A 1474-nucleotide genomic window follows, 5' to 3' on the forward strand; every position below is an offset into this window, starting at 1 on the left:
CCTTCACCGTCGATGCCTGTCACCTGCAGTTGCTGTACCAGGGCCGCGCCACCAACTCCGGCGGCGACTACGGCCTGCTGCCCTACCGGCCCGGCCTGCTCACCCTGCAGCGCTAACGGTCTGACCCGGTCCTGGCCTGGTCCTGGCCCAGGTCAGGACCGTAAGGAACTGGAGCGGCGGGCTCGGCTGTATGCCGAGCCCGCCGCGACCACGCGTATGGAAATCGAAAGGCCACCTGCGTGATCGCATGTGGCCTTTCGTCAGGGCCGGGGTGGCGGGATTTGAGCCCACGGCCTCTTCATGCGAAAGCGATCGAGATCAGGGGTGGATCTTCAGCCTTTGGCTGTGGCCTGCGGACACAGTCCACTCTGATCCACTGAGTCCGGCACGCTAGTTGCCGAAGGGGTTGTCCTCCGTCGGCTGGTCCGTCGGCTGGTCGGTCGGCTGCTCCACAAGGCCGCTGGAGACGGTCAGCGTGATCGTGGTGCCCGGCTGGCGGTGGGCCCCCGGCTCCGGCGCCTGGTCGATCACGTTGCCCTGCGGGACGCTGTCGCTCGGCTGCTCCACGGTCTTGACCTTGAACCCGGCGCCCGTGAGCGCGCTCTTCGCGTCCGCCAGCGTCTGGCCGACAACACTGGGCACTTCCACCAGAATCGGCCTCGGTGTGTTCTTCGTACCGGAGAGGTCCTGTCGCGGCGTTGGCGTCGGTGTCGGTGTCCGCGTTGGCGTTCGGGACGGCGTAGGTGTTCGCGACGGCGACGGCGACGGCGATGACTTTGGCCCTACGGACACCCGCAATGTCACCGAGTCGCCCGAACGAATGAGCTGTCCGCTGGGTGGATCCGTATCGATAACTCTGCCGGCGGAAATCGTGTCGCTGTTCTCCTCGAGCAGAACGGGCGTCAGGCCCAGTTGGATCAGCTTACTGATTGCGGCCTTCTTGGCCATTCTGCTCAGTGCGGGTACGTGAGCCTCGGGCGGGGTCATGTTGATCACGAGTAGGACAGCCGCGACGGTGGCGGTGATCGCGCCCGCAGCGGCAAAGATCCCCAGCACGGCCTTACGTCGGCCGGATGTCTTCTTCCGCGACCGAACCGGAGGGGGCGAGAGTGTGAGCCGTGCCGCCGTCGGTGGCTGAGGCACCCTTACGTCGGGTGCCGTCGGCTTGGGCGCAGTCTGCTCGGGTGTCGTCGGCTTGGGCGTACTCGGCTTGGGCGCAGTCGTCTCGGGCTTCGTGGAGGGCGCGTACGTGTTGGCCACCAGTCGGAACGGCTGGGTTCCCTTGGCCGACTCATCCTCGGCGTCGTCGTGTGCGGGGTCGGCGCTGACGGAGGGAATGGGTTGCGCGTTTGGTGCCCATCGGGGGTTACGAGCGATGATCAGTTCGCCTCGTACGGTGCTGATCTTCTCCGGCGTCTGATGTGGTGTGATCTGACGAACGTGATCGAACAGGTAGTCGTACAGCTCGTCCACT

1 protein-coding gene is annotated in these 1474 nt (G+C 65.9%); it reads right to left on the bottom strand.

All coding sequences use genetic code 11. The features are described 5' to 3' along the window. Nucleotides 1–390: 390 nt before the first annotated feature. The coding region (locus tag MPTA5024_RS40965; RefSeq protein ID WP_232326515.1) for a PASTA domain-containing protein at nucleotides 391–1474 on the bottom strand (1084 nt) is incomplete at its 5' end.

The sequence above is a fragment of the Microbispora sp. ATCC PTA-5024 genome (assembly GCF_000511135.2).
Lineage (GTDB): Bacteria > Actinomycetota > Actinomycetes > Streptosporangiales > Streptosporangiaceae > Microbispora > Microbispora corallina.